29 protein-coding genes, 1 tRNA gene and 1 other RNA gene are annotated in these 23,773 nt (G+C 65.7%); 16 read left to right on the top strand and 15 right to left on the bottom strand.

The features are described 5' to 3' along the window. Position 1: 1 nt before the first annotated feature. Entirely contained in the window at positions 2-331 is a 330-nt protein-coding gene (locus tag NA11_RS32360; protein WP_069165845.1) for a hypothetical protein, read from the bottom strand. 432 nt (positions 332-763) lie between these two features. Here NA11_RS32360 and NA11_RS32355 point away from each other — a divergent pair, with 432 nt between their 5' ends. Continuing rightward, entirely contained in the window at positions 764-1,144 is a 381-nt protein-coding gene (locus NA11_RS32355) for a hypothetical protein (protein WP_069165844.1), read from the top strand. Positions 1,145-1,342: 198 nt separating this feature from the next. Here the strand turns inward: NA11_RS32355 and NA11_RS32350 are convergent, their stop codons facing one another. The 3 genes from NA11_RS32350 to rnpB all read right to left on the bottom strand — a co-directional run bounded on the left by NA11_RS32350 (position 1,343) and on the right by rnpB (position 3,459). Continuing rightward, positions 1,343-2,215: a slipin family protein gene (locus tag NA11_RS32350; RefSeq protein WP_141717958.1), complete on the bottom strand. Its 873-nt coding sequence runs from the start codon at positions 2,213-2,215 to the stop codon at positions 1,343-1,345. Between the two features lie 179 nt (positions 2,216-2,394). After that, entirely contained in the window at positions 2,395-2,826 is a 432-nt protein-coding gene (locus NA11_RS32345) for a hypothetical protein (protein ID WP_141717957.1), read from the bottom strand. 217 nt (positions 2,827-3,043) lie between these two features. Continuing rightward, positions 3,044-3,459, bottom strand: an RNA gene (gene rnpB / locus NA11_RS32340) — RNase P RNA component class A. Between the two features lie 76 nt (positions 3,460-3,535). On the opposite strand from rnpB, the gene NA11_RS32335 reads away from it, so the two are divergent. Then, a complete protein-coding gene (locus NA11_RS32335) occupies positions 3,536-4,423 on the top strand; it encodes an alpha/beta hydrolase (protein WP_069165842.1) in 888 nt (295 codons plus the stop codon). A 34-nt stretch (positions 4,424-4,457) separates the two neighbouring features. Here NA11_RS32335 and NA11_RS32330 read toward each other — a convergent pair whose 3' ends face one another. Beyond that, the gene (locus NA11_RS32330) at positions 4,458-4,931 is read right to left on the bottom strand and encodes an NUDIX hydrolase (RefSeq protein WP_069165841.1); all 474 of its coding nucleotides are present in this window, start codon (positions 4,929-4,931) and stop codon (positions 4,458-4,460) included. Then, positions 4,915-5,676 (bottom strand): helix-turn-helix domain-containing protein, encoded by a 762-nt coding sequence (locus NA11_RS32325; protein WP_069165840.1) that lies wholly within the window; start codon positions 5,674-5,676, stop codon positions 4,915-4,917. The genes NA11_RS32330 and NA11_RS32325 overlap by 17 nt, the downstream gene beginning before the upstream one ends. Before the next feature lie 57 nt (positions 5,677-5,733). Here NA11_RS32325 and NA11_RS46805 point away from each other — a divergent pair, with 57 nt between their 5' ends. The 3 genes from NA11_RS46805 to NA11_RS47240 all read left to right on the top strand — a co-directional run bounded on the left by NA11_RS46805 (position 5,734) and on the right by NA11_RS47240 (position 7,092). Further along, the gene (locus NA11_RS46805; RefSeq protein ID WP_245746328.1) at positions 5,734-6,306 is read left to right on the top strand and encodes a hypothetical protein; all 573 of its coding nucleotides are present in this window, start codon (positions 5,734-5,736) and stop codon (positions 6,304-6,306) included. Between the two features lie 74 nt (positions 6,307-6,380). Continuing rightward, positions 6,381-6,896 carry a TrmH family RNA methyltransferase gene (locus tag NA11_RS32315; protein ID WP_141717956.1) on the top strand — a complete coding sequence of 172 codons (516 nt, stop codon included), beginning with the start codon at positions 6,381-6,383 and terminating at the stop codon, positions 6,894-6,896. Between the two features lie 43 nt (positions 6,897-6,939). Continuing rightward, complete coding sequence (locus tag NA11_RS47240; RefSeq protein WP_369691177.1) at positions 6,940-7,092, top strand: DUF6879 family protein; 153 nt, start codon at positions 6,940-6,942, stop codon at positions 7,090-7,092. A gap of 172 nt (positions 7,093-7,264) precedes the next feature. Here NA11_RS47240 and NA11_RS32310 read toward each other — a convergent pair whose 3' ends face one another. Continuing rightward, positions 7,265-7,885, bottom strand: coding sequence for a TetR/AcrR family transcriptional regulator (locus tag NA11_RS32310; RefSeq protein ID WP_069165839.1), 621 nt, complete (start codon positions 7,883-7,885; stop codon positions 7,265-7,267). 40 nt (positions 7,886-7,925) lie between these two features. Here NA11_RS32310 and NA11_RS32305 point away from each other — a divergent pair, with 40 nt between their 5' ends. The 7 genes from NA11_RS32305 (at position 7,926) to NA11_RS32275 (ending at position 12,152) form a co-directional block, all read left to right on the top strand. After that, complete coding sequence (locus NA11_RS32305) at positions 7,926-8,648, top strand: DUF4386 family protein (protein WP_069165838.1); 723 nt, start codon at positions 7,926-7,928, stop codon at positions 8,646-8,648. 90 nt (positions 8,649-8,738) lie between these two features. Then, positions 8,739-9,146 (top strand): hypothetical protein, encoded by a 408-nt coding sequence (locus NA11_RS32300; protein ID WP_069165837.1) that lies wholly within the window; start codon positions 8,739-8,741, stop codon positions 9,144-9,146. A gap of 100 nt (positions 9,147-9,246) precedes the next feature. Continuing rightward, on the top strand, positions 9,247-9,576 hold the full coding sequence (locus NA11_RS32295) for a PadR family transcriptional regulator (RefSeq protein ID WP_069165836.1): 330 nt from the start codon (positions 9,247-9,249) through the stop codon (positions 9,574-9,576). 2 nt (positions 9,577-9,578) lie between these two features. Further along, positions 9,579-9,941 carry a DUF1048 domain-containing protein gene (locus NA11_RS32290; protein WP_069165835.1) on the top strand — a complete coding sequence of 121 codons (363 nt, stop codon included), beginning with the start codon at positions 9,579-9,581 and terminating at the stop codon, positions 9,939-9,941. 9 nt (positions 9,942-9,950) lie between these two features. Continuing rightward, positions 9,951-10,754, top strand: a complete 804-nt coding sequence (locus NA11_RS32285; RefSeq protein ID WP_069165834.1) for an ABC transporter ATP-binding protein — start codon at positions 9,951-9,953, stop codon at positions 10,752-10,754. Next, a complete protein-coding gene (locus NA11_RS32280) occupies positions 10,751-11,512 on the top strand; it encodes an ABC transporter permease (RefSeq protein WP_069165833.1) in 762 nt (253 codons plus the stop codon). Before NA11_RS32285 ends, NA11_RS32280 begins: the two co-directional genes overlap by 4 nt. Positions 11,513-11,591: 79 nt before the next feature. After that, positions 11,592-12,152, top strand: coding sequence for an NUDIX hydrolase (locus tag NA11_RS32275; protein WP_069165832.1), 561 nt, complete (start codon positions 11,592-11,594; stop codon positions 12,150-12,152). A 45-nt stretch (positions 12,153-12,197) separates the two neighbouring features. On the opposite strand, the gene NA11_RS46225 is transcribed toward NA11_RS32275, so the two are convergent. Together NA11_RS46225 and NA11_RS32265 are read right to left on the bottom strand one after the other, a co-directional pair. Next, positions 12,198-13,262 (bottom strand): hypothetical protein, encoded by a 1,065-nt coding sequence (locus NA11_RS46225; protein WP_069165831.1) that lies wholly within the window; start codon positions 13,260-13,262, stop codon positions 12,198-12,200. A 219-nt stretch (positions 13,263-13,481) separates the two neighbouring features. Then, positions 13,482-13,970 (bottom strand): GNAT family N-acetyltransferase, encoded by a 489-nt coding sequence (locus NA11_RS32265; RefSeq protein WP_084655241.1) that lies wholly within the window; start codon positions 13,968-13,970, stop codon positions 13,482-13,484. 335 nt (positions 13,971-14,305) lie between these two features. Here NA11_RS32265 and NA11_RS46800 point away from each other — a divergent pair, with 335 nt between their 5' ends. Beyond that, on the top strand, positions 14,306-14,716 hold the full coding sequence (locus NA11_RS46800) for a hypothetical protein (protein WP_245746327.1): 411 nt from the start codon (positions 14,306-14,308) through the stop codon (positions 14,714-14,716). Beyond that, on the top strand, positions 14,626-15,666 hold the full coding sequence (locus NA11_RS32260; RefSeq protein ID WP_245746325.1) for a DoxX family protein: 1,041 nt from the start codon (positions 14,626-14,628) through the stop codon (positions 15,664-15,666). The genes NA11_RS46800 and NA11_RS32260 overlap by 91 nt, the downstream gene beginning before the upstream one ends. 123 nt (positions 15,667-15,789) lie before the next feature. Here NA11_RS32260 and NA11_RS32255 read toward each other — a convergent pair whose 3' ends face one another. From NA11_RS32255 to NA11_RS32240, 4 genes are all read right to left on the bottom strand, one after another. Beyond that, on the bottom strand, positions 15,790-16,494 hold the full coding sequence (locus NA11_RS32255) for a S1 family peptidase (RefSeq protein ID WP_369691176.1): 705 nt from the start codon (positions 16,492-16,494) through the stop codon (positions 15,790-15,792). Positions 16,495-17,013: 519 nt separating this feature from the next. Beyond that, complete coding sequence (locus NA11_RS32250; protein ID WP_069165878.1) at positions 17,014-18,159, bottom strand: bifunctional RNase H/acid phosphatase; 1,146 nt, start codon at positions 18,157-18,159, stop codon at positions 17,014-17,016. A 34-nt stretch (positions 18,160-18,193) separates the two neighbouring features. After that, entirely contained in the window at positions 18,194-18,931 is a 738-nt protein-coding gene (locus NA11_RS32245) for a zinc ribbon domain-containing protein (protein ID WP_069165829.1), read from the bottom strand. Positions 18,932-19,037: 106 nt separating this feature from the next. Then, the gene (locus NA11_RS32240) at positions 19,038-19,679 is read right to left on the bottom strand and encodes a hypothetical protein (RefSeq protein WP_069165828.1); all 642 of its coding nucleotides are present in this window, start codon (positions 19,677-19,679) and stop codon (positions 19,038-19,040) included. Positions 19,680-19,817: 138 nt separating this feature from the next. Here NA11_RS32240 and NA11_RS32235 point away from each other — a divergent pair, with 138 nt between their 5' ends. Together NA11_RS32235 and NA11_RS32230 are read left to right on the top strand one after the other, a co-directional pair. Continuing rightward, complete coding sequence (locus tag NA11_RS32235) at positions 19,818-20,111, top strand: zinc ribbon domain-containing protein (protein ID WP_069165827.1); 294 nt, start codon at positions 19,818-19,820, stop codon at positions 20,109-20,111. A gap of 370 nt (positions 20,112-20,481) precedes the next feature. Continuing rightward, positions 20,482-20,558 (top strand) — tRNA-Ile (locus tag NA11_RS32230). A 394-nt stretch (positions 20,559-20,952) separates the two neighbouring features. On the opposite strand, the gene NA11_RS32225 is transcribed toward NA11_RS32230, so the two are convergent. Further along, positions 20,953-22,074, bottom strand: a complete 1,122-nt coding sequence (locus NA11_RS32225; protein WP_069165826.1) for a Nif3-like dinuclear metal center hexameric protein — start codon at positions 22,072-22,074, stop codon at positions 20,953-20,955. Between the two features lie 556 nt (positions 22,075-22,630). After that, positions 22,631-23,671 carry an Rv2231c family histidinol phosphate aminotransferase CobC gene (gene cobC, locus NA11_RS32215; RefSeq protein WP_069165877.1) on the bottom strand — a complete coding sequence of 347 codons (1,041 nt, stop codon included), beginning with the start codon at positions 23,669-23,671 and terminating at the stop codon, positions 22,631-22,633. Between the last annotated feature and the right edge of the window lie 102 nt (positions 23,672-23,773).

Below are 23,773 nucleotides of genomic sequence, written 5' to 3'. Positions count from 1 at the left end.
CCTACTGGAGCGCCAGCATGGTGCCGTTCAACGAATCGAGCGGGCCGTACACGGTGAAGGTGACTCGGCCACCGACCGCGGACGACACCGTCGCCGCGGCATCGAGCGCCTCACCGAACGACGGCGCAGAGGGGTGGGGCAGAGCGGCGATGGTGCGGCCGAAATGATTCTGGGCGACCCAGGCAGTATCAGCAGGGCTGAGGTCGACCTGCACCCCACCCGGCAGCGGCGTCACCGCTACGGCACCGGCGGAGCCGGCACCCAACATGGCGAAAACCGAAGCAGCCCCGGCGATCAACGCGCCGGCGACCAGTGAGCGAACAATCCGCATATGAGTTGAGACCTGCTTTCCCGCATTCGAAGTGTGAAGGGCTCGTCGCGCCCAGCAACGGGCCGTGCCAACGGCACCTACTTTATGACGTCGATCACGGTCCGGCCAGCTCCCGTGCAGATCGGCATGGCGGATGCTCGAACGCGGACCTACGGTCGACATCGCTGCTAACGTAGCCCGCCGGGGCGTGTCCCGCATTCGCTCCACTCATTGCCGAAATGTCCTGTACGTCGACAATTGGAGTTTTTCCGCTATGTCAACACTCTTGTTCGACTACCTGGTTCCGCTGATCGGAGCAGACCAGGCCGCGTATTGGGCCCACATCTTGGTCATCGCACCGGTCTGACGCCACAAGCCTTCTGCCACAACATGTCGTCTCCCGTTCACCTGACGGGAGGCGACTTTGGTTCCGGGCCGCTAGCATCCCGCTCCGTGATCAGAACTACCGCCGCCTTCGCGGCCAGCGCTACCCTCTGTGCCCTGCTGCTCACCGGCTGCGGGGATGATAAAGCCACCAGTGCCACCCCCTCCTCCGCAGCTCCTTCGGCCAAGGCGAACGTCGACAGCCAAGTCGTCGACAACGTGAAGGCCAGCGCGTTCGTCGTCAACTTCAAGGGCGCGTTCCCGAAGCTCGCCGACGGCAAGGACGACACGAAGATCGCCACCATCCTCAGCGACTCGTGCAAGGACATCAAGGCGAACAAGCCGGAGAGCGACGTCGTCAGCAGCATCGCCAAGCACGCCTCCGGCAAGGTCGAGGCCACCAAGGAAGAGGCGATGGCCCTCTACCAGATGGCCAAGATGATGTGCTGAGCTAACGCTCTTTCAGCCACGGCAGATAGCCGGGCAGGTACTTCAGCAAGTAAGCGATCGCGATCATGCTGATGATGGCGATCAAGGGGATGAGCACGGACATCGGCTCTGTCCTTTACGTTGTACTACCGATGCGGGACGCACGGCGCCACCCGAAAGGGGCGCACTCCGTACCCGTATCGGTATACGCCGGTCGAGCTAGGCGTGTTGGCTGTTTCCGTCGTCTCTCTCGAGTTGGGACCGACCGGGTTCGAGATCTTTGACAGCGGATGGCTCTGACACCGCGGGCTGTTCCGGCTTGGCGAGCGGTGGCGTGCTGCGCTCCAGGAAGCGGAGCAACTCCACCGGGAACGGCAGCACCAGGGTCGAATTCTTCTCCGCCGCAACCTGTACGACGGTCTCCAGCAAACGCAGCTGCAGCGCCGCAGGCGATTCCGACATCTGCGCACCGGCCTGCGCGAGCATGCTCGAGGCCTGCAGTTCGCCCTCCGCGGAAATGACGCGGGCCCGTCGTTCGCGTTCGGCCTCGGCCTGCCGCGACATCGAGCGTTTCAGTGAATCCGGTAGTGCCACATCCTTGATCTCGACCCGATCGATGTGGACGCCCCAGCCGAGGGCGGGACTGTCGATCATGATCTCCAGGCCCTTGTTCAGTTCCTCCCGGTTGGACAACAGGCTGTCCAGGTCGCTCTTGCCGATGATCGAGCGCAGCGAGGTCTGCGCCACCTGGCCGACGGCGAACAGATAGTTCTGCACCTCTACCACCGCGAGCACCGGGTCGATCACCCGGAAGTACACGACCGCGTCCACCCGCACCGTCACGTTGTCCCGGGTGATGCCCTCCTGGGCGGGCACCGGCATGGTGACGATCTGTGTCGAGACCTTGCGCATCCGGTCGACGAACGGAATCAGCATGCGCAGCCCGGGTTCTCGCGTAGCGACCACTTTGCCGAACCGGAAGATCAGCCCCTTCTCGTACTGCGCGACCACGCGCGCACTCGCGGCGGTGAGCGTCCCACCGATCACCGCGCCCGCCCCGATAATGCTGCTGAGCACGACCAGAATGTCCATCGTCGGTCCCGAATCGCGCCCGCATGCAACAGGAGCGGGCGCCTGGGCGCTCCGGCCCCGCGGCTACCTCCATCATGGCACCGCTCGGTCGGATGCGGGCAGAAAGAAGGGCCCGCCCCCGATCGGTGCCAGGGATGGGCCCTTCGATGTCCCGTTCCGGGATGGCCAAGGCGCCGAAGCTATTTGAGGGTCAGCCTGCGGACAGCGGTGCCGCCCTCGATGGTCTCCTTGCCACCGGCAACCAGGGATACGGCCACCCGCACCTGCTCGCCCGCAGCCGGGGTGAACGGCTCGGCATCGGCCATCTTGCCTGCGGTGAGAAGTTCGGTGTGCGGCTTGGCATCACACGTCGCCTTCGTGTTCGCGCCGAGGGTGCGCTCGCCCGCGGCCCCCTCACCGGTGCCGCGCACGAACATCACGAGTTTCACCTCCTTGCTGACCGGATCACACTTGTAGGTAACCGACACCGCGACATCGGCGCCTTTCAGCGAAGCCTCCGTTGCGATGTCGACGGAGCCGGGGGTGACGGGTACGGGATCAGCGTTGGCGACACCGACGCAGGCCAAGACGGCCAGCGCTGTTGCGGAAGCAAGGGAACCCGCACGGCGCATGGTGTGAACGTTGATGACGATCTCCTTGTAGTCGAACCTGCGGCCACTCCGAATCGGACACACCGCACAAACATCGGCCGACAATGTACCGGCCTCGCGTGAATTTCTGGGCGGCCAATTGCGAGGCGAGAGTGTCGATCTCGACACGTCAGTGGTGGCGCGGGGTTGCCCGGAGGATGCGGGATCGGTAAGCGCAGAGGGACGCAGCCTGCAGGGGCGGACGAGTTGGCCTGTAAGCCGGATCCTGTCCCCGGTTCGCACCGGGGGGCGACCATCCATCTGGACACACCGTTGCCGGGTGCCTCGAGCGGTCCACCCGCAGGCTCGGGCGAGCAGCCCTCGAACACCTGCGCAGCCGCACCGCGAGCGATGCGACCTTCGACCTTGCTCCGGGCGGGGTTTACCTAGCCGCCCCGGTCACCCGGGGCGCTGGTGCGCTCTTACCGCACCGTTTCACCCTCACCGCACGATCCCGAGAGACCGTGGGCGGTCTGTTTTCTGTGGCACTGTCCCGCGGGTCACCCCGGGTTGCCGTTAGCAACCGCCCTGCTCTGTGGAGTCCGGACTTTCCTCGGCGCCGGGCAGTGACACAACTGTGCCCGTTCCCGATGCCGCGGTCGCCCGGCCAACTCGTCCGCACTGCCAGACTACTGACTACCCCCTACTCCACCAGGGTGCGGGTGCCGGGAACACGGTACGGTTGCGTGCCATGGAACGTGTCGAGGTCGGTTTCCCCTCCGGAAGCGAGCAGTGTGCCGCCTGGCTCTACCGCCCGGACGGCCAGCCGAAGTCGCGCCCGCTCGTCGTCATGGGACACGGTCTCGGTGCCAACAGAGAGATGGGGCTCGACCGGTACGCCCGGCGTTTCGTCGCCGCAGGCATGGCGGTGCTCGTCTTCGACTACCGGCATTTCGGTGCGAGCCAAGGCGAGCCACGGCAGCTGATCCGGATCAGCCGCCAGCGCGAAGACTGGCGTTCGGCCATCGCGTTCGCGCGCACCATCCGCGGCGTCGACGCCACCCGGATCGCGCTGTGGGGCACCTCGTTCGGCGGTGGGCACGTGTTATCGGTGGCGCCGGACGACGACTATCTCGCCGCCGTTGTCGCGCAGGTGCCGTTCACCAGCGGCCTCGCTTGTGCGTTGGCGAAGGGGCCGATCAGCATGACCAAGGTCACCGCGATCGCCGCCACCGACCTGCTGATCGGACCGCTGCGGCGCAAGCCCGTCGGCATCCGGCTGGCGGGCCGCAAACGGGCCGCATCGTTGATGAGCGCCTCCGATGTGCCGGAAGGCAACGGCAGGCTCGCCGAGGAAAGCGAAACCTACAAGCCGAAGGTCGCTGCCCGCGTAGCACTCTCGGCGCTGTTCGACGCACCGGGCAAACGCGCGAAGTCATTGAAGATGCCGGTCATGTACGCACTCTGCGACGACGACTCCATCACCCCCGTCAAATCCGCGCTCCGCGCCGCAGGCCGAACCAAACACGCCGTCGTAAAACGCTACCCCGCCGGACATTTCGACATCTACTTCGACGAGGTCTTCGAAAAAGCCGTCTACGACCAAACCGAATTCCTGGTCTCGGTCCTCCGCCCCTGAACGGCTTCGATACCGCTGGCGCGCTATTCCGGCGTCAGCCTAGATAGGGCTGGACGCGCTGTTCGAAGTGATGCTGCAACCGTAGCCGCACCGTGGGATGCACGGGCAGCGATGCCATCTCGTCGGGACGGACGAACCGAACCTCGGTGGACTCGTGGCTTACCGCGAGCTGGCCACCGGTCACACGACCATAGAATGTGATGGCGAACTCCTGCCGGATCTCACCATCCGAGTACTCGATGACGTGCGCAGGATCCGTGTAGATGCCGAGCAACCCGGCAATCTCGATATCTAGCCCGGTTTCTTCCTTGGTCTCACGGATCACACATTGCTCGAGTGTCTCGCCGATCTCCATGATCCCACCCGGTAGAGACCAGTTTCCGGAGTCACCCCGGCGCTGCATCAGCACAGCACCTCCGGAGTCGACAACCAAGGCGGACCCACCCGGAACCAAACTATTCGCCTTCGGCGCGTTCGGGTCCTTGTAGTAGTCACGCCGTGAGCCCATTAGCGAATCCTCGCGAGTAAGGGGTTACCGTGCCCCAGATCTGTTCGAACTGATCAGAAAACGATTCGAATATGCCATGTGGTGAGTGTCTGCGGAGATACAGTGCCGTGTGCTGATATCCACGGGCACGGAACAGGTACGGGGTAACGATCATCTCGGAGTCGAACCTGAATACCGAGTTGTACAAGTGTGTGGCGTGTAGGCCGACCTGGCACCCGGGGGTGTCGGCAAGCGGTCCGAGCATGGACAGGGCATTGCGTATACGTCCGGGGAGCGTACCTCCCATCTGTTCGAGCACGTCCCGCTCCATGACGTGAGCGCAGTCCGGATCGGCAAAACCCAGCCTTACCACGCACCCTGCGCGGCATTTCGCGGCGACGATCTCGGAGGCGTTCGGCAGTAGTTCGAACACGAACGGATAGGCGTAACCGATGATGTCGATTCGTTCAGTTGCCCTGTTCAGCAACGAAATCCAAAGATCGTTAGGTATATCGGCGCGGTGTGCGTAAGCCGCTGAGACCTCTGCAGTGGCCGGCGCCCCGGCCTGGATGTCGGGTCTTGCCGAGGGCCACAGCGACTCTTCAGTCTCTCCGAGTGCTTCGGCGACCTGCAACCGTGTCCGGCGGTGGGGCATTCGGCCAGCTAGCCACCGGTTCACGGTCTTCACGTCGACATGGACTCGCATCGCCAAGGTTGCAGAGTCGAGTCCGGCCCGGAGCATTGCAGACTCGAGGCGTTGGGTCATATCTGAACCCTACGGGGCGTTTCTTGGGCACGGAGGACGTTTGCAGTGTCCAGCCGAATGTCCTTTGCGCAGTTCAGGCGTCCAGGCCGCGGTCATACCGTCATTGACCAGGCACCGAGACCAACGGGCCACGAGCAAGGGGCTGAAATGGTCTATCAGCGAAGGATCTACAGATTCTCGGGCGGATTCCTGGAGACGAACGACTACGGGGACGAGTCCGAGAGCAGCAAGGTCCATCCGGAGCAGTTCACGCCAAGCGACGACCAATTACAGGCGGCGGATATGCACTGCACACCAACATGTCTCGGATACCTCCGGATCGACGTGTCCGGAACTGCGCACTTCTGGCACCAGAGCCAGATACGGAGGTTGGCCGAACGCCTCGGCTACGGCTTCGCCGACATGGTGATCTATGACCCGAAATTCGGACGGCCGCCGCTGGCCCGGCTCGAGGCACAAGCAACCCGCCTGGATGCCGAAGCCGTCATAGTCCCCGGACCGGAACACTTCGAGAACGGACAGATACCCAGCTCACTGGTCGAACAACTGGACGTCATCACTGTGACTCCGGAAGAGACCTATGCACGCCTGGCGCGTCCGGACCTTCCGGCACAAGCGGACGGCGTGTAACCCAATAACGGCACAGGTATCATGAATCCGATGAATATCGCATTGCCTACCGGGAAGGCTATTCCCGTTCGTTCATGACGGCCGCGCGGGTGAAGTCCCGCGCTGAACTGCGCCGCGAACGTCGGCGGCGGGCCCATGGTTGTTGGGACCATCTGCTTATAGCGCCGCTCTGGCCTAAGCATGGCGTCAATCTCGGCACGCTTCTGCGTACCTGCGATGCTGTTGGTGCTTGCATGGTGGTGCCGCGGCGGCCATGGATTCCTGATGCCCTCGCTCATGGCAACACACTTCGAAAACCTCAGTGCGTCCACTGGATTCAGGGACGACCTGAACGTTGGCTCGAACGCCAGCGCACCAACTCCGCCATCGTCGGCGTGGAACTCACCGACGAATCCATCCGCCTGGCCGACCTCCCCACCGCTCAACGCCGCACCATCATCGTCCTCGGTCACGAAACCACCGGCATTCCGCCGGAAGGACTCGAACTCCTCGACGTAGCCGTCGAAATCCCGATGATCGGCACCGGCCACAGCCTCAACGTCGCCGTTGCCGGCTCCCTCGTCCTCTACAAACTCGCCGGATTATGCTGACCACCAACCACTCTCAAGCTACATCCGCAAGGAACAACGACCTATGCGACCGCGCATACGCGCACTCCGGCCAGACGAGAGTCTAGGAGGATTCGCCATGACCAGAGACCGGACGATTGCCGAATACTGCCGCACGGTCCGTGATCGCGTATGGAGCCTGGCCACACCGCACGCGGCCTACCGAATCACACAGTGACGACGGTCCAGCAGACGGCGGCTTCTTCTGCGAGTGGGAACTGGTGGCGGCATCGGCCGAGTAGCCTCCGCCACCAGTTCCCACTCGATCACGAAGTTACCCAGGCGATCCCACATACCGGGATTGTCGGCGTCCCGGGCGGGCGGAACCCGGGCCCCAGGGTGTATGGGGGTTAGTTGAGGAGTTCGCGGACGAGGAGATTGGTCCACCACTGTTCGACTCGGACTGGCGACCAACCTCGTTCGACGGTGAGTTCGGTGTAGATGTCGATGTTGCAGATCGCGGCGTAGATGTCGAGTGCTGTCGCCATGTCCAGGTCGGTGCACAGTGCACCGGCCGGCCAGGCGGCCAAGACTTGGTGGTGGGCGTTGTCGGCGCGGGCGCGGGCGTTGCGATAGGTCTGGGCCAGTTCGGGTTCCGTGCGGCCCGCTTCGCGGAGCAGCGCGATGATGTCGCCCGCGCGCTCGAACAACCTGCGGTCGTAGCCCGCCATGGCCGCCAATTGCTGTGCGGGATTTGCTGTTTCGAGTTCGGTGAGCAGGCGAGGGAGGTCGGCGGACAGGTCGGCGGCGTCGATCAGCGCGGTGGTCAGGCCGGTCTTGTTGCCGTAGGCGGCGTAGACCGTCGGCACCGAGACGCCCGCCTCCCGCGCCACATCACGGACCGTGGTGGCGGCCCAACCCTTGGCGACGAACAACGCGAGGGCAGCCTTGGCGATTTCGGAGCTCGTCTGCTGCGCCTGCGCGGTGCGACGCAGCGAGTCGTAGCGGCGACGCGCCGGTTCGTCGGGCATGGGGGTTCCCCTTTCGGTTTACGCTACTTATATTCAATACATGGTCGATAAGGCAAAGCATAGGACAGCTGGCCAAGCACGCCTCGACACCTGGTCGTTCGCCCGCATCGGCGGATTCGGCGCACTCGGCTTCGCCCTGATCATCGTGGGCGCCAACCTGATCATCGCGCCTGCGGGCATGCCCGTGGTCGGCGCCGACATCGATGAGGTCAACACGTTCTTCACCGAGAAGTCCGGTCTCGCCGAGCTCTCCGCGGCGTTCACCCCGGTGGCGTTCGCGTGCGCCATCGTGTTCGCCGCCGCAGTCGTGGCAACCCTCTGGCCGCGGGAACGAGCCACCGGCTCGGCCTGGTCGCTGATCGGCTTCGCAGGCATGATCCTGCAGACCGCCACCTTCGTCGGCGTCGTCGCCGCCCGACTCGCCCTCAGCTCGACCACCGAGCACAGTGCCGCCGCCACCGCAGGACTCTGGGCACAGCACAACGCACTGTTCTCCCTCAACAGCACCTTCCTTCCGCTCGTCATGGTCGGCTTCTCGATCGGCGGGTACCGCACCGGTCTCATCCGGCGCTGGCACGCCGTTCTCGGATTGATCAGCGCCGCAGGCCAATTCGTCGCCGCTGTGCTCACACCGCTGATCATCGACCATGCGAGCCCGCTCGCCCTCATCAGCTTCGTCGCCTGGCTGCTGTGGGTCGTCTGGATCGTCGCCTACGGGCTGGTCCTGCTTCGCGTGCCACCAACACAATCCGAGACGCTGTAAGCACGCATCAGATCCGTGTCAGGCCGGTGTCAGCGCGGCTGGCGACAGTGTTCGTGTCAGAAAGACACAACGAACACAGGAGCAGACACCATGTCCATCACCCTCACCGACCAGGACAAGACCACCCTGCGGACCGCCGCCTACGGCGCCGTATCGCTGCTCTCCGCCGCCGACGCCGCGGGCAAGCCGCACAAGATTGCTACCGCGGGCACCATCGCACTGTCCTCCGCGACCGGCCTGATCGGGCATGTGCTCGCCGCGAAATCGAAGGACATCCACCTGGTCGGCAAGTCCGTCGCCGAACTCGCCGACCAGGTGCTGCCCGCCCTGACCGCGGCCATGCACCTGCTCGAGCAGCAGGATCCAGCAGAGGCGGACAACTTCCGCGGGACCATCCTCGTCGCCATCGACGCGGCGGGTAGCCCGCGCAAGGGTCAGCCCAGTCCGACCATGACCGAGATGGCCCGCAAGATCACCGGAGCCCTCGACGCCGCCTGATGGGCTGGCGCGCAGCATTTCCGGTCGCCACCGGCATCCCTCCACTATTCAGTGTTACTATCTACCGGTAGTCAGTAACACTGAATAGGACGGAAGATCCATGGGCAAGCAGATGACGGAGATGCTCAAGGGCACGCTGGAGGGCATCGTCCTCGCGGTCCTGGCCGGCCGTTCCGCATACGGCTACGAGATCACGGCATGGCTGCGCGAGCAGGGATTTTCAGACATCGCCGAGGGCACCATCTACGCCCTGCTCGTCCGGATCGAGAAGTGGGGCCTCGTCGATGTGGAGAAGGTCCCGTCGGAGAAGGGACCACCACGCAAGGTGTACTCCCTCAACGCGCAGGGCCAGGCCCATCTCGACGAGTTCTGGAGGACATGGAGCTTCCTCTCGGAACGGCTCGAACAGCTCCACAAGGAAGGCAAATAGTCATGGCAACAAAGTGGATCGAAATGGTCACCGGGTCATTCGAAGGCAAGAAGCGCTGGCGGCAGTACAAGGCGCGCACGAAACAACTTCCGGAGAACTACCGCACCGCTGCAGAGGCGGTGGAGCGGTACTTGATGTTCTTCGGACGGGTAGACGGTGACGCGCTGACGATGTTCGACGACCTGATCGACCTGTTCGAACAGAGCGCGGCGGACGAAACCCCGATCCGCGAGCTCTTCGGCGAAAACCCCGTCGAGTTCGTCGAGGACTTCCTGCGGAACTACGAGGCAGGCAGTTGGATCGTTCGCGAGCAAGACCGGCTGAACAGCGCCATCGACCGCGCCGCAGGCGAAATACAAAGGTAGGGAACACCGATGACGACTCAGCAAGTCCCAGCAATCCAGGTGCGAGGCCTGCAGAAGTCCTACAAGGACCTGGAAGTGTTGCGCGGCGTGGATTTCGAGGTGGCGCGGGGCAGTATCTTCGCACTCCTCGGCTCGAACGGCGCGGGCAAGACCACCGTCGTACGAATCTTGGCCACGCTACTGAAGACCGACGGCGGGACGGCCAGTGTCAACGGCTTCGACGTCGCGTCCCAGGCGGTGCAGGTGCGCGAATCCTTCAGCCTCACCGGACAATTCGCCGCTGTCGACGAAATCCTCAGCGGGCGAGAGAATCTCGTGCTTATCGCCAAGTTGCGGCGCGTCGAGCAGCCGCGCGCGGTCGCGGACGACCTGCTCGAACGGTTCGCACTGACCGACGCGGCAACGCGGAAAGTGTCGACGTATTCGGGTGGTATGCGTCGCCGCCTCGACATCGCGATGAGCCTCATCGGGGATCCGCCGGTCATCTTCCTGGACGAGCCCACCACCGGGCTGGACCCGCAAGCGCGGATCGAGGTGTGGCAAGCCGTCAAAACCCTTGCCGCGCACGGCACCACGGTGCTGCTCACGACGCAGTATCTGGAGGAAGCCGAACAACTCGCCGACCGGATCGCGATCCTGCACACCGGCCGGATCGTCGTGAACGGCACCCTTGCCGAGCTCAAGCAACTCCTCCCGCCCGCCAAGGTCGAATACGTCGAGAAACAACCCACCCTCGAGGAGATCTTCCTCGCCATCGTCGGCGACACCGGTAGTGACCGCACGACGGCAGTCACCACTCAGGAGCAACGATGACCACCCATTTCTTCGGCGACACAGCGATTCTGCTCGGCCGATCCCTGCGCCACATCACCCGCAGCATGGACACCATCATCACGACCGCGGTCATGCCGATCGCCTTCATGCTGCTGTTCGTCTACGTGTTCGGCGGCGCGATCAACACCGGGTCGGAGTCGTATGTGAACTACCTCCTGCCCGGCATCCTGCTCATCACCATCGCATCGGGCATCGCCTACACCGCATTCCGGCTCTTCCAGGACATGCAGGGCGGCATCTTCGAGCGATTCCAGTCGATGCCGATCGCACGCTCGTCGGTGCTGTGGGCGCACGTGCTGACCTCGCTCGTCGCCAATCTGGTTTCGATCGTTGTCGTCGTGCTCGTCGCCTTGATCATGGGCTTCCGCTCCAGCGCCGGCATCGGCGCCTGGCTCGCGGTCGCAGGCATCCTGATTCTGGTCACGCTCGCGTTGACCTGGATCGCCGTCATCCCCGGTCTCACCGCGAAATCCGTGGACGGCGCGAGCGCGTTCTCCTACCCGCTCATCTTCCTGCCGTTCATCAGTTCGGCGTTCGTGCCGACGGGCAGCATGCCGGGACCGGTCCGCGCGTTCGCCGAAAACCAGCCGGCGACGTCCATTGTCAACGCCCTCCGCGCCCTGCTCACCGAAGCACCCGTCGGCAACGACGTCTGGATCGGTCTCGCCTGGTGCATCGGCATCCTGGTCGTCGCGTACTTCTTCGCCATGAACACCTACCGACGTAAGATCACCTAGCACCGGCGTGATCGTGTTGCTGCGACGCTGACCAGCGCGAAATGCGTTCTTGTCGGTGCTCGCCGCTACAGTCCCGGCCATGAATTCTGCGACCGCCGTCGTCGCCGAGATCGTGGGCGGGATTGCGCCGTTCGATGAGGTCGAGCGCACGCACATCGAGGAAGCGCTGGCGTGGTTGACCTCGACCGACGATGTGTTCCGGCGGGTCAAACCGGCCACGCCGCACCGACATTTGGTCTGCTACGCGGTTGTCGTCGACCCGGAGGCACGGGCCGTGCTGCTCGGCAGACACCGGCTGGCCGAACTGTGGCTGCCGACCGGCGGGCACGTCGACCCCGGCGAGCATCCGCTCGAGACGGCGCGGCGGGAAGCCGCCGAAGAACTCGGCATTCGGGCCGAATTCACCGTCGTCGGGACCGACCCCCTGTTCCTCACGATCACGCCGGTCACCGACCACGGCGGCAGCCACGAGGACGTCAGCCTCTGGTACCTGATCCGCGGCAGCCGCACCCAGCTCTACACCCTGGACCCTGGCGAGTTCAGTGCCGAACGGTGGTGGGATATCGACAGATACGCGGTTCCCGAATCCGATCCGCACTTCGCCCGCTTCCTCACGAAGTTGGAATCCGCGCTCGCCTGAGCATCGAGCTACCGGCCTCCGCGAAGCAGCGGAGGCCGGGTCCGCTCAGCGCTTGCGCACCCGCCACAGAATGAACACGATCAGCGCGGCGATGGCTGCGGCAAGTAACGGCTGTTGGCGGACGATCTCTACGAGTGAACGTTCTTGTTCTGCAACGGGTTCGGAGCCCGAGGAGGTAATGCGGTCGGTTGCGGCACGAGCCTTCTCCTGCGCCACGTCGGTGCGTTCCGTGGCCTTCTTGATCGCCTCGGCCGCCTTTTCCTTTGCCGCCGTGGTCTTTTCGTCGGTCCGCTCCCGTGCGGCTGCGGTCGCGGCCTCCGCGTCGCGAAGCTTCTCAGCGGCATCCTCTTCCGCCGTGCGGACCAACTCGGCGGCCTTTTCTTCAGCCTCCCTAGCAATCTCGGCGGCCCTGTCTTCCGCTGTGCCGGGAGTATCGGAGGCCTTGTCTTCGGTCCGCTCGGCGACACTCGCCGTCTCCGCCGCAGCGTCCGTCTCCGCCGCAGCGTCCGCCTCCACCACAGCGTCCGCCTCCACCACAGCGTCCGCCTCCACCACAGCGTCGGCGACCTTCGCGTCGGATTGGCTCTCCCCATCGGGCACGCTCGCCGCGCCGGACGATCCGTCTGCCGCCTGGTCACCGGCGGCAGCCTTCGCCTGATCCGCAGTTTTCTTCTTTGCGGGGGCAGCGTCAGCTTCCTCAGCAGCGCTCACTTCCCCGGGGCTTGCGGCATCGGCTGTCGGCTGATTCTCCGACGTGGCGACGTTGTCCTGGCTCGTCACCTCGACGGGCGTGACCTCCGCGACGTCGTCCAGTGCGTGGTTCACGGCATCGGCGGACTCGACGTCAGCGGCTTTGGCCTTGCTTGCCGCCTTGGATTTGGCCTCGGACTTGCCTGCGACGGCGCCCTTCCCGTTCCCCTTGCGCGCGCCCTCGGCGGCCTTGCTCTTCGCCCCGCCGCTCGCCTCAGCAGCCTTGTCCGCTGCCTTGCGGCGCGCTTGCAGAGACTGTGCCGTCGCACGACGTTTCGCCTGTGCCGCCTTGCGCCTGGCCTCGTCGGCGGCTTCTTGGAACTTGTCGGTTTCCGGCTCCGGTGGGTTTGCTTCACTCATCGTCGTTCTCCATGCGCTGCGGGGGCTCTGTCGTGCGTTGCCGCGCTGTCGTTTTCGTCAGCTCCAGCAGACGTCGTGTGGGTGTCGCACGGTCCGCTATGGGCGTTGCCACCACGATTCTGCCGCGTCTCGACGGGTCCTGGCACCGCATTGTCCGGCGAGAGTCCGGCGCTTCGCCCTGCTGGCCTGCCGATTACCCGGCGGCACGGCGCCAAAACTTCAGAGCTCGTGCACCATCTCGTGCTCGATCCGCGACTCGTCGGGCCGGACCAAGCCGCTCACGCCGGTCCGCACGAATCCGTTGCGCAGGTACAGCCGTTCGGCCACGGTGTTCCCGTCCGCGACCTCCAGACGAACCACCGCATGCCCGCCCGCCGCCGCCAAGTCGAGGACGGCGCGAACCAGCAGATCGGCAACGCCGGTGCCGCGCGCCTCCGGTGCCACCCACATCGACATCAGGTGTATGCCACCACGTTCGGGATCGGGCATACCGCCGACGGTGCCGAGCTCGACACCATTGGCCTCGGCGACAAACTGCGCCCGGCCGGTCAACATACCCCGCCAATCCTGCTCGGTGCGTGCCTGCGCCTCCGCCAGGGTCGACCCGAAGAACTGCGGAGCGTCGGTCAGTGACCGCAGCCGCACCCGCCGGAACACTGCCCAGTCGTTGACGGTCAGCAACCTGATGTCGATCGTCGATGTGCCCACCAGTGATGAATACCTGCGGGACACAGCGGGACGCAATTGGTTTAGCGGCGAGGCCGACTCGACTCCGGTGCCACCAGCGCCGGTATCTACGTGCGCAACTCGACGGTGATCGGAACCGCTGCCTGGTCCTTTAGATCGGTATCAACGGGGCGGACGCGTCCGCCCGAGGATGACGGGTCGTACCTCTCAGGGAGTAGCGAGCACTAAGGGTCTGCGCCCCTCCGGGGGTAGCAAACATTCAGGGGCTTCCTGGAGGCGGTGCACCGGGTCCGTCTCATAGCGTTCCTTCGCAGCTACAACGGAAAGGGATGTGCGTGCGCGCAGTCGTGACAGCGATGGATTCTTCGAAGAGACAACCGGCCACCGACCGGCCGGCGCAGGTGGGCTGGAACCCATTCACCCGCATCGCCTTTCGCTTCTGCTTCGTCTATTTCGGCTTGTACTGCGTCATCCAGCCGATGTTCGTGCTCGTCCTACTCGGCGGAATGGCGTTCCAGCTGCCGCCGGACCTGCTCATGTGGCAGCACACAGCACTCGGGCCCGGCTTGGCGTGGGTGGGCCGCACCGTTTTCGGTGTCGACGCCGCGTGGCACAGCAGTGGCAGTGGCGATCAGACCATCGACTGGGTGCTGGAGTTCTGCCTGCTGGTTTTCGCGTGGTCGCGACCGCCGCGTGGACGGCACTCGATCGCCGTCGCGCCGACTACCGGCGGCTGGCCGGATGGTTCCTGCTGGTCCTCAGGCTGAGCGTGGCCGGGCAGATGCTGTTCTACGGGTTCGCCAAGGCGATTCCGACGCAGATGTTCGAACCCGGGTTGTCCACGCTGCTCCAGCCGTACGGCAACCTGGCGCCCTTTGCGGTGCTGTGGAATCAGGTCGGCTCGTCGCAGCCGTATGAGATCCTGCTCGGCTGCGCGGAGATACTCGGCGGACTGCTCCTGCTCGTGCCGCGGACCGCGATCCTCGGCGCGATGTTGAGCCTGGTGAGCATGGCGCAGGTGTTCGTGCTGAACATGACCTTCGACGTGAACGTGAAACTCCACTCCGCGCATCTGGTGCTGATGGGCCTGGTATTGCTTGCGCCGCACGCGAAGGGGCTGACCGAGGTGCTTGTGCTCGATCGGCAGCCGGGCCCGGCCGCCGTGCCGGACCCGTTCCGCACGCCGCGCTCGCGCCGGATCGCGGCACTGGTGCAGGTCACCCTTGCTCTGTGGATCAGCGGAAGTTTGGCATTCTTTCAGTGGGACGTCTGGCGGGAGTACGGTTCGGGTCGGCCCAAGCCGCCGCTGTACGGAATCTGGACGGTGCAGGAGTTCACCCGCGACGGGCAGCTGCTCGCACCGCTACTGACCGACGAGAATCGCTGGCAGCGAATAGTTTTCGACTATCCAGGGATCATGGAATATCAGCGGATGGACGGCACGCTGGTTCCTGCGGCGCTACAGGTCGACACCCATGCCCACCGTCTCGAGTTGCAGACCGCACCGGCACCGGTGACGCTGCGCCCGGTGCGGCCGCAGCAGCAGCCGATATCGGTGGGCGCGTTCACATTCGAGCAGACCTCGCCGGATCGACTGCGCCTGGAAGGGGAATTCAACGATCATCCGATCACCGTGACACTCGAACGGTTCGATGCCGACACTTTCCCGCAGCGTAGCCGCGGATTCCATTGGGTCCAGGACTACGGCGTCTCCTGACTCGACAGTGTCCAAGCGACTCGACAAGTAGGCGATCGAATTCTGCTACCCACTAGACGAATTCACCGCGGCCGCCGACTAAGCAGTGGCGACCGCGGTGAATTCCGGACCAGAGGTGCTGGATCAGATGGGCTGGAAGCCGGCGCCGACACCACCCTGGGCGTTGATCGCGGCCAGGATCAGGTCGATCGGCTGGAAGAACGCGGGCGAGTGCACGGGGTTGGCCGCCGTGGTGCACGGCAGGTCGAACCCGATCGGGCCGAGCCCGGTGAGCCTGCCCTGATTCATCCCGACCAGCCGGTCACCGACCACCACGGGGCCGCCGGAATCGCCTGGCTTGGAGCAGTATTGGTTGATGCTGGTGCCGTCGAGCATGCCCCACACGACACCACAGTCGGTGCCGGTGGTGCGGCCGCTCGAGCACACGGTGGCGCCTGGGGCAGGCGCGGCGCCGAAACCTGCGATGGTGGTCGGGCCGATGCTGCGGGCCGGGGTGACCCTGGCCGGATCGAGTTCCAGAACCGCGTAGTCCAGCGTCTTGGCGTCGTCGGAGAACGCGACCTTGCCGATCACGCCCGCCTCAGGGGTGCGCTCTGCGATCAGCTTGGCGCCGGTCGGCGCGCAGTGACCTGCGGTGATGCCGACGAGCCTGCCCGCGTTGTCACGGCCGATCGTGGTCAGCGAGCACGCGGAGTTGTTGTCGAAGACGATGCCGGAGCTGCCGCCGAGCACCGCGCTCGGCGCCGCCGACGCGGTGCCCGCGCCGCTGACGACCGCCGTCGCGATGGCGGCGGCCGCAAGGGCCATGGTTCTGAATCTCTTTGCCACATCTCTCCTTATCGAAAAAACTGCGTGGTGGCGAACCACCGTGCGCACCGCATCAGGGAGGGGAACCGCCCCCCGACGGAATCTGCGGACCTTCCGCAGGAGGAAAACGCCTGTTCTGAGGAATCTCACCGACGCTGGTTACCTCTTGGCTAACTCAGCATTGATGGGAGGTGCCGGATCCACAACACTCCTGTGTTCCGCACCACATTGGGCACGCGATTGCGACCTGAGCCACAGCAATTCCACTCGGCTCTGAAAAGTCTTCGCCCGAAACAACTTTCATCCTCAACCCACCCGAGTCCCAGCCGAATTCATTGCACGACGAGACTCAACCGTTATACACGCACCGCACTGTTGGATCACAACTCAATCGAAAAACCCCAGGTGGCAGACCACGCCGGTCCCACATGGTTACCGACCGAGATGACCATTGCCGAGCATCCGGCGACTGCGAGGTGAACAGCGCCGGTCGACTCCGCGACGGCAGAAGACGTTGAAGCAGAGCTGAATTCGTCGCAACTACAGATACGAGGTGTCGTTGACCAGCCGCACGGAAGACCCACCGTCTGGATAGAACTCCGCGATCGACAGCGACGCCAGATCCAGATGCAGGCGGTACAGCAGCGACGGGCCGACCCCGAGCGCCAGCTGCAACAGCGTCTTGATCGGGGTGACATGGCTGACCAGCACCAGGTTGGCCCCGGGATACAGCGTGACCAGGTCGCGGCGCACCGCGTCGACCCGAGCACGTACCTGGTCGAAGCTCTCGCCGCCGGGCGCCGGCAGCGAAGGATCGCCGAGCCAGCGGGCGTGCAGCTCAGGATCGCGCTCGGCCGCCTCGCGGAACGTCAGGCCTTCCCAGTCGCCGAAATCGGTCTCGATGAGTCCGTCGAGGACGGTGACCGGCGCGTCCAGCGCGGTGGCCGCGGCGTCGGCGGTCTCCCGAGCCCGGCTCAACGGCGAAGTCAGTACCGCAGCGATATCGCCTTTGGCCGCAAGCATTTTCGCGGCCCGAGCGGCCTGTTCGCGGCCGAGCTCGGTCAGCAACGGGTTCCCTCTGCCCGAATAGCGGCGCTGCACAGAGAGTTCGGTCTGTCCGTGGCGCAGCAGGAGCAATCGGGTGGGGCGGCCGGTGGCGCCGGTCCAGCCAGGAGCGGGCTGGGCGGCGACCGCTGAGGCCGCTTGGTCGGCCGGAACGGTCGGCGCTGCCGGTGCCGTCGCAGGTTCGCGAGCGGTGCGCACCTCGTCGAGCAGGGTCCCGTCGTCCATCGCCTCGTTCGCCAGCCGATCGGCATGCGAATTCTGTTTGCGCGGAATCCAAGTGAAGCTCACCCGCTCGAAGCCGGCGACCAGCCTGCGGGCTCGGTCGGCGAGCGGAATCATGGCCTCGTGCTTGACCTTCCACCGGCCGGACATCTGCTCGACGACCAGCTTGGAATCCATCCGCACCGTGACGATCTGGGCCCCGAGCTCGGCGGCCGCCTCCAAACCCGCTATGAGGCCACGATATTCGGCGACATTGTTGGTGGCGATGCCGATGAACTCACGGCGCTCGGCGAGCACCCGCACGTGATCGGCGGCGTAGACGGCGGCGCCGTAGCCTGCCGGGCCCGGATTACCCCGCGATCCGCCGTCGGCCTCGACGATCACCTCGCGTTCGGTCACCGCGACCGCCACCTGCGCACGCGCTCAACCGAATTCACAGCCCCGATTCCTTGGTGCGCACGAGGATCGCGCCACACTCCGGGCAGCGCACGACCAGTTCCGGCGCGGTCTTCGCGATCCGGGCGATCTCGCCTCGGTCCAGCTCGATCCGGCATGCGCCGCAACGCCGCGCCTGCAGCAGGGCCGCGCCCGCGCCGTGCTGGGCGCGCTGGCGGTCGTAGATCGCCAGCAGCTCGGCGGGGAACAGCGAGATCAGCTTCGACCGATCACTGTCGCAACGACCTTGTGCCACAGTGAGATCCGCGAGCGCCTCGTCCCGCTGCCGCTCCGCGTCGGCGAGTTCCTGCTCGGTCTTGCTCAGCCGGGCGCCCGCGTGCTGATGGTCGTCGGCGGAGGCCTCGCGCCGCTCCATCACCTCGAGCAGCTCATCCTCGAGCACCGAGCGCCTGCGCTCCAGGCTGCCCAGTTCGTGCTGGATCTCCGAAAGCTGTTTGGCGTTCACCGTTCCCGCGGTGAGCATGCCCTTGTCGCGCTCCTCGCGCTTGCGGACGGCGTCGACTTCACCCTCCAGCTTGCGGATGTCGCGGTCGAGGTCGTCCAACACGATCTCCACCGCGACGGCAGCATCCTTGTGCGCGTTGCGCTCGGCCTCCAGCCTGGCCACCTCCTGCTGTTCGGGCAGCACGGTGCGGCGGTGCGCGATCCGCGTCAGCTCGGCGTCGACAGAGGCGAGCTGTAGCAGCTTGGCCTGGATCGGTGGTTCGACATTCAACGCGGACAAACTCCTGAACACTATGGACGGGTCGGTGTTCAACCGTACCCCGCCGACCCACCCGCGCGGACGGACGCCGCACCAATGGGTGCCGAGTGGTCAAGGATCAGGCAGGCGCGCGGGTCTTGATCGCGTCCCTGGAGATGAAGACGTCGTATTCGCCGGGCACGGCGATCACCGCGTTGCCGTAGGCGGAGCGCACGAACGGCTCCGTCCACCAGCGGCCCTCCCGCATGTCGTTGAAGAAGTCCTCGTCGCCGTCGTTGAGGAAGATCTGGTTCTGCTTGGTGGCGACGCCGTCCAGGCGCTGGCCGTACAGCCTGCTGATCTTGTATCCGGAGTGGAAGCCGAGCGCGTTCACCCAGGGTTCCAGCTCGACCAGGCCTGCCTGCAGCACCCACATATCGCCTTCGACCTGATAGGTGAGGCGCTGCTCGTCGTGCTGGTCGTCGCCGTACAGCGTGAGGTCGATGTCGAGCAGGTGCTGCTGGCCGGGCACCGGCTTGGCCACCACGTGTGCCGCCTTGATTTCCCCAGTCAATCCGAGATAGGTCTGCATCAGCGTCGCGATCCAGAGCAGCACTACCGCCACGAGCAGGACAACTAGCCCGCTGCCGCCGCGTGCGATCAACGCGCGCAAGCCGACCCGGCGCATCAGCACCAGCCCGGAGATCAGCAGCGCCACACCGACCAGAATGAGCAAGATCAACCCGACTTGAATGAAGCCGAAGTTCACCGGGAAATTCATGCGGTAGTTGTACCCCCGAAAAGCCGGACGACTCGCGCAAACCACGCGCGTCACAGACCAATCCAGCAGACACGCCCCGACACGCCGGGACGGCGGTAGTGTCGGATGGACCTCAGTTCGATTCTTCGGGAGTTTTCCATGCTGATCCTGGGTTGGCGCCGATACGTGCAGCGACTGGCCATGCTCACCCTGGTGTGCGGAAACTGCGGCAACCCGGCCGCCCACACCCTCCAGAAGGTGGTCACCAAGTTCACCGTCTTCTTCGTCCCGCTCTTCCCCCTGAGCACCAAACACACACTGCAATGCACCTGGTGCGGCACCGAATCGACCGTGCCACCGCAACACGCAGGCGAACTCGTCGCCCGCGCCCAACCCGAGCAATCGGCCGCCCGCACCGGATCCCCGTGGCACGGGCAACCGCCTCGCATATAGCGACCAGCACCGTCCCGGCCCGTTGATCAGCCGGTGCTGAACAGGACTCCTCGCTCTCGAGTCGAACAGAGTTCCTTGCTCGGGCCGGCTCACGCACAGGACACCGCTGAGCCCGGACCGGCGATCACGACGCTGTCCCACTCGGCGATCGCGTTCCCCCGCGAGTGGGACCTCACCGCGCGACACGCCGCAGATCTCCCCTGCCATGTCCCACTCGCGAATCGACCTGAACTCGAACGGAACACCGCTGCACTCGCGTCAGCGATTCACGACAGCATCGTCCCGGACGATTGGCGCCTATGTCCGGTCGCCAGGACAGCCCGAACCTCGAGTGCCCGTGTCGGACTCGCGCGAAATCGCCATAAACCCGGCTCCCGTAGCTCAGCTGGTCAGAGCAGCACTCTTATACAGTGACGGTCGCAGGTTCAAGCCCTGCCGGGAGCACCAGTTGCGCCTTCATCGACCGCATGCCGACCGCACCCGACCCGCCTGGATCGGCCCCGCACCTCGGGCACCTTCATGCCCGGCAGACAGGTCACACCACCGTATGGTGGCCGTCGCCCCCAGCGGATCGGTGAGCCGGTGGCGTCCGCGAGCCCGGTGTCGGACCCAGAGTTAGTGCAACCATGGACTATTCGCTGAGGACGGCTGCCCGAGTGGTCCATGGTGGAGCCATCTACGGCGTGTCGCCTCCACCAGGTCCTACTCGTGCGAGCGCGCGTCTCACCGAGGGGGCACTGGTGGCGGGGGCTTCTCGCGCGATGCCGCCGCCAGTGCCCCGTGATCAGCTGACCAACTCCAGGAGCACTGGTTTCCCGGTCGATGGGTATCGGCGGACATGTCAGCTCGGGGCGCTGACCGTCCACGGGTCGGTGCGGAGGGTCGAGACGCGGGTCTCCAGGTCGGGGAGGTCGGTGCGGACGATTCGTTCCGCCTGTGCGCACCAAGGGAATTCGGTGGCCCAGTGGGCGGCATCGATCAGTGCGGGGCCGCCGCGGCGGAGGTGTTCGTCGACCGGATGGTGGCGCAGGTCGGCCGTGACGTAGGCGTCGACGCCCCGGCGGGCTGCGGCGTTCAGGTACGAGTCGCCGGAGCCGCCGCACACGGCGACGGTGTAGACGGTGCGGTCCGGGTCGCCCGCGGCGCGAACACCCCACGCGGTCGGCGGCAATGCGGCGGCGACGCGATCGGTGAAGGCGCGCAACGATTCCGGCGCCGCCAGGGTGCCGACGCGACCGATGCCGAGAGACGAGGGCAGCAGCGCACGTTCGGTGATGTGGTACGCCGGGTCCTCGTACGGGTGGGCCGCACGCAAGGCAGCGAGGACGGCGGCGCGGGCGGCGGGCGGCGCGACCACCTCAAGGCGCTCCTCATCGATGTGCTGGAGCTCACCGAGTGCGCCGACCGCCGGATTCGCCTGCGACATCGGCCGGAATTGGCCGACGGCGGGGACCCGAAGCGCACAATCCCGGTAGTCGCCGCTGCCGCCCGCACCGGCGGCGAACAAGGCGGCAAGCACGGCGTCGGCATGCGCACGCGGCACCTGAACCACCCAGTTGTCTACGGGGGATTCGGGTTTCGCATCCAACGGGCCGATCACAGTCAGTCCGAGCGCGGCCGCCAGAGCATCCGAGACGCCAGGGTCAGCGGAGTCCGCGTTGGTGTGCGCGGTGAACAAGGCACATCCGGAACGGATAAGCCGATGCAGCAGTGCGCCTTTCGGGGTGTCCGCAGCAACGGTGTCGACGCCGCGCAGCAGCAGCGGATGGTGCACCACCAGCGCCTGTGCCCGCCAGCCGATCGCCTCATCGACCACGGCGGCCGTCGCGTCCACCGCGAACAGCACCCGGGTGACCTCGTCGGCAGGGTCACCGGCCACCAGCCCCACCGAGTCCCACGATTCGGCCAGCTTCGGCGGATACGCCGCGTCGAGCACCCCGATGAGATCACCCAGTGTGGTCATCGTCCACCCTCCTCCAATCCAGTCACACACTGTCGCAATGCTTTTCCGTTGCGCAATCCGCGGCCAGCGAAACCACCACTCGCGGCACTGATCACACTCGCTGGCACCCAGCCCGCGATCGCCACAGTCGCAGGCACAAGCGCGAGCACGGGCACGGGCACGGGCACGGGCACGGGCACGGGCACAGTCGCGAGCACAGGCACAGTCGCGAGCACAGGCACAGTCGCGAGCACAGGCACAGTCGCGAGCACAGGCACAGTCGCGAGCACAGGCACGGGCACAGGCACAGTCGCAATCGCAATCGCAGTCACGGGCACAGTCGCAATCGCGAGCACAGGCACAGTCGCAATCGCGGGCGCAGTCACGGGCACAGTCGCAATCGCGAGCACAGGCACAGTCGCAATCGCGGGCGCAGTCATGGGCACGGGCACGGGCACGGGCACGGTGGATGCTGCCCTGGCAGGCTCGGCCGCGGTAAGCACACCTCGCTGCCGATCACTCGAACACTCGACAACCCGCCTCCGCGGGCCAGCGAGACTCGGCGGTCCGGCGGCGATCACCACAGATCCGCCGATTGAATCGCGGCGATCAAGTGGTCCACCTCGGCGGTGCCGCGCACTGCGACGCGCAAATAGTTCGGCCCGAGACCAGGGAACGTGTGGGCACGACGGACAGCAATGCCCTTGTCTGCCAAGTGCTTTCGCAACAACTCACCGTCGGGGACCCGGATCAGCAGGAACGGCCCTTCGGCCGGTGTGTGGACCTGAATGCCGAGTTCGACCAGCCGAACGATCATGGCGGCGCGTTGTGCGGCGATCACCAGCGCCTGCTCCTCAGCTTCGGCCACCGCGCCAGCCGCCGCAGTGGCGGCAATCGCCTCCAATTGCAGCGTGCCCAAAGGCCAGTGCGCGCGGCCGTGATTCAGCTGCGCCAACAATTCGGGCGCGCCGAGGAAGTAACCGCAACGCAGGCCGGCGAGCGCCCAGGTCTTGGTGAGACTACGCAAAACCAGGATGTCCGGCGCCGGATATCCGGCCAGCGACTCCGGCTCCCCCGGCACCGCATCGGCAAAAGCTTCGTCCACCACGATGATTCGCCCCGGCGCCCGCAACGCACGAATGGTCTCGGCCGGGTGCAGCACGGACGTCGGGTTGGTCGGGTTGCCGAGCACAACCAGATCCGCCTCGGCGGGAACCGCAGCCGGGTCCAGCGTGTACGGCGACTCGAGCACCACCCGCGCTACCGCGACCCCCGCCTCGCGCAACGCCAACTCCGGCTCGGTGAACGACGGATGGATCACCGCCGCCAGCCGCGACCCGAGCCGGGGCAGCATCGCGAATCCCTCGGCCGCCCCGCCTAGCAACAACACCTCGTCCGGGTTCCGCCCGTGCCGGTCCGCGACCGCCCGCCGCGCCGCCAGCTCGTCCTCCGCACTCGGATACCGCCCGAGCTCGTCCAGCCGCCCCGCCAGCCGCCGCCGCAACCATTCCGGCGGCGCACTCCCCTGCACATTCACCGCGAAATCGAGCATGCCGGGACGCACCTCCACGTCACCGTGGTGACGCAGTTTCGCGCGGTCGACGCTGCCCTCGGACACGAGTGCACAGCCTACGTGGGTCCCCACCCCGCCCCCGCGGCAACGACACACCGCCGCCCCCACCGGAAACTCGCCCCGGAATTCACGAGTGGCACACCACGG

The organism is Nocardia altamirensis NBRC 108246 (assembly GCF_001612685.1).
GTDB classification, from domain to species: Bacteria; Actinomycetota; Actinomycetes; order Mycobacteriales; family Mycobacteriaceae; genus Nocardia; species Nocardia altamirensis.
Note: the sequence above shows the minus strand (reverse complement) of the source record. Positions and strands in the feature narration are given on the sequence as shown.